This is a genomic window from Bradyrhizobium sp. P2_E8 (assembly GCF_056403875.1).
Map to the genome: position 1 here is coordinate 1 of NZ_JBFUES010000840.1, position 3,322 is coordinate 3,322.

Here is a 3,322-nt window from a genome sequence, read left to right on the forward strand (position 1 = left end):
GGGGAAGGGGAGGCCATCTACGGTTCGCTCGCGCTAGAGCATGATCCGGAAAAGTGTGCCGCGGTTTTCCGAAAAGATCATGCTCAAACAACAATCTAAAGCGCGATGACCAACCTCATCGCGCTTTAGCGCCGCATCGGTAGTGCCCCGTCCCAGAAAGGCACCGCTCACAAACAATAACGCGGGCCAGCGGCCCGCGTTATCGAGAACTGAGGTCTTAAAAATTCGGCAAATCAGCGCGGTCCGCGCGGACCTGCACCCGGGCCGCCACGGCCGCCACGCTCACCACCGGGGCCAGCGCCGAACACCGGCTTCGGCTTCATCGGCAGCAGGCCTTCACGCTGGAGCTTCTTGCGGGCCAGCTTGCGCGCGCGGCGCACGGCTTCGGCCTTTTCGCGAGCCTTCTTCTCGGAGGGCTTTTCGTAGTGACCGCGGAGCTTCATCTCGCGGAAAATACCCTCGCGCTGCATCTTCTTCTTCAGCGCCTTGAGGGCTTGATCGACATTGTTATCGCGAACGAGAACCTGCACGCGGCATCCTCTTCAGTGGACAGGATTTGAATTCTGGTAAGTCAAAGGGGATGGCAAAACGCACAAGCCCTTAGCCTTGAGCGCGCGGATGTATCAGACAAAACCCTGGATGTCCACCTGCCAAGCGGGGTTTTGGGCCAAGTTCAGCCATTAAATAAGGCGAAAAGACCTCTATGCGGCCCCGATTTGGGAGATTTGGCGTCCTTGACGGGGCCGTGACCGGAGCTTTGCTCCGGAAACTTTGAAATCAGGGGACGACACATGGATATGAAGAAATATGCTGCCGAGGCCATCGGCACCTTCTGGCTCACATTCGCAGGTTGTGGCAGCGCGGTGATCGCAGCCGGCTTCCCGCAGGTCGGAATCGGCCTGGTCGGCGTGTCCCTGGCTTTCGGCTTAAGCGTCGTCACCATGGCCTACGCGATCGGTCACATCTCGGGCTGTCATCTCAATCCGGCCRTCACGGTCGGCCTTGCCGCCGGCGGGCGCTTTCCGGCCGGCCAGATCCTGCCCTACGTGATCGCGCAGGTCTGCGGTGCGATCGTTGCCGCCGAACTGCTCTACGTCATCGCCAGCGGCGCCCCAGGCTTCGACGTCACCAAGGGCTTCGCGTCGAACGGATACGATGCGCATTCGCCCGGCCAGTACAGCATGGTGGTCTGCTTCGTCACCGAGGTGGTGATGACCATGATGTTCCTGTTCGTCATCATGGGCGCAACTCACGGTCGCGCCCCCGCGGGCTTCGCGCCGCTCGCGATCGGGCTCGCGCTAGTGATGATCCATCTTGTCAGCATTCCCGTCACCAACACGTCGGTGAACCCGGCGCGCAGCACGGGCCCCGCGCTGTTCGTCGGCGGCTGGGCGCTGGCGCAGCTCTGGCTGTTCTGGGTCGCGCCATTGATCGGCGGCGCGCTTGGCGGGGTGATCTATCGCTGGCTCAGCGAGGAGCCTGCCGGCGTCGTCGCAGGCGTGAAGACGGCCTAGAGCGTTTTCGAGCGAAGTCGATACCGGTTCGCGTCAGGAAAACGCGTCAGAGCAAATCTAGTCGGCAAGCGGAATCGCGGCGGTTGCCGCGGTCCCGTCACTTCTCCTGGGGCGGCCGGACTTCGGTGACATGGCCCATCTTGCGGCCGGGGCGCGGTCCGCCCTTGCCGTAGATGTGGATGGTCGCGCCCGGAACGCTCAGCCACTTCTCGTAATCGTTGATCTCGTCGCCGATCAGATTGGTCATGGTGACGATCTCGCCGTGGCGCACCGGCTTGCCGAGCGGCCAGCCGGCGATGGCGCGGATGTGCTGCTCGAACTGCGAGATGGAGGCGCCGTCGAGGGTCCAGTGCCCGGAATTGTGTACGCGCGGGGCGATCTCGTTGACCAGCACCTTCGGCCCGGTGCCGTTGGCGAGCACGAACATTTCCACCGCAAGCACGCCGACATAATCGAGCGCGCCGGCGATCTTGCCGGCGATGCTGCGCGCTTCTTCCGCGAGCGCATCCGGAATCAGTGCGGGGGCGCGGGATATCTTCAGAATGTGGTCGCGGTGCTCGTTCTCGGTGACGTCGAAGCACTCGACCTGGCCCGTCGCCGACCGCGCCGCAATCACGGAGATCTCGCGCTCGTAGGGGATGAATGCTTCGAGGATCGCCGATTTGGTGGCGAGGCTGGTCCAGACCTTGGCGATGTCGTCGCCCTCGCGGATGATGGCCTGGCCCTTGCCGTCATAGCCGAAGCGGCGGGTCTTCAGCACGGCCGGAAGACCGATCCTTACAATCGCCTCGCGCAACGAGGAGACGGAGGTGACGTCGGCATAGGCTGCGGTGCCGATGCCGAGCCGCGTCACGAAATCCTTCTCCGCGAGCCGGTCCTGGGTCGTCTCCAGGATCTTGCGGTTGGGCAGCACGGGGCGGCGCGCATCCAGCACCATCGCGGCCGCGGCCGGCACGTTCTCGAATTCGTAGGTGATGACGTCGACGTCGTTGGCGAACAGCTCGAGCGCCTCGACGTCGGCATATTCGGCGCAGGTCGCGTTCAGCACGACGTCGAAGGCCGGCGAGTCAGGATCGGGCGAGAACACCTGGCAGCGCAGGCCGAGCCGCGCCGCGGCCATCGCCAGCATCCGCCCCAATTGTCCGCCGCCGAGGATTCCGATGGTGTCGCCGGGCTTCAGCTTCACCTGCTTTGCGTCAGTCACGCCTTGTCCTCCGGGCGCTCGGCAACCGCCTCGGTCTGCGCCTTGCGCCAGGCGGCGAGGCGGTCGGACAAGGCCGGGTCGGACAATGCCAGCACGGCGGCAGCAAGCAACGCCGCGTTGATCGCGCCGGCCTTGCCGATGGCAAGGGTGCCGACCGGGATGCCCGCGGGCATCTGCACGATCGAATAGAGCGAATCGACGCCCTTGAGTGTCTTCGATTCGACGGGAACGCCGAAGACGGGGAGTTCCGTCAGCGCCGCCGCCATGCCCGGCAAATGTGCAGCGCCGCCCGCGCCGGCGATGATGATCTTGTAACCAGCCGCCTTGGCGCCCTTGGCGAAAGCGACCAGCCGGTCGGGGGTGCGGTGGGCCGAAACGATGCGGGTCTCGGCGGCAACGCCGAGCGCTTCAAGCGTGTCGGCGGCATGCCGCATCGTGTCCCAGTCCGACTGGCTTCCCATGATGATGGCGATCGGCGCGGTCATGACGTTAATTGTGCTCGGGAAAACAGAAACATAGGCCAGATTAACGGTTCCGGCCGGCGGCTCGCAAGGCGGTGGCAAGGAGAAGGGAATGCACTATCCTGTCTTGGTGAATCCCCGCA

Annotated in this window: 4 protein-coding genes; 1 reads left to right on the top strand and 3 read right to left on the bottom strand. The window is 64.3% G+C overall.

The genetic code is table 11. The features are described from left to right. Positions 1–233: 233 nt before the first annotated feature. The gene (rpsU, locus tag AC1D00_RS32800; protein WP_027545547.1) at positions 234–530 is read right to left on the bottom strand and encodes a 30S ribosomal protein S21; all 297 of its coding nucleotides are present in this window, start codon (positions 528–530) and stop codon (positions 234–236) included. A gap of 261 nt (positions 531–791) precedes the next feature. On the opposite strand from rpsU, the gene aqpZ reads away from it, so the two are divergent. Next, on the top strand, positions 792–1,514 hold the full coding sequence (gene aqpZ / locus AC1D00_RS32805) for an aquaporin Z (protein ID WP_477013524.1): 723 nt from the start codon (positions 792–794) through the stop codon (positions 1,512–1,514). 97 nt (positions 1,515–1,611) lie between these two features. Here aqpZ and AC1D00_RS32810 read toward each other — a convergent pair whose 3' ends face one another. Together AC1D00_RS32810 and purE are read right to left on the bottom strand one after the other, a co-directional pair. Beyond that, positions 1,612–2,718 (bottom strand): 5-(carboxyamino)imidazole ribonucleotide synthase, encoded by a 1,107-nt coding sequence (locus tag AC1D00_RS32810; RefSeq protein ID WP_135177119.1) that lies wholly within the window; start codon positions 2,716–2,718, stop codon positions 1,612–1,614. Further along, positions 2,715–3,203 carry a 5-(carboxyamino)imidazole ribonucleotide mutase gene (gene purE / locus AC1D00_RS32815; protein WP_011089851.1) on the bottom strand — a complete coding sequence of 163 codons (489 nt, stop codon included), beginning with the start codon at positions 3,201–3,203 and terminating at the stop codon, positions 2,715–2,717. The genes AC1D00_RS32810 and purE overlap by 4 nt, the downstream gene beginning before the upstream one ends. Positions 3,204–3,322: the final 119 nt, after the last annotated feature.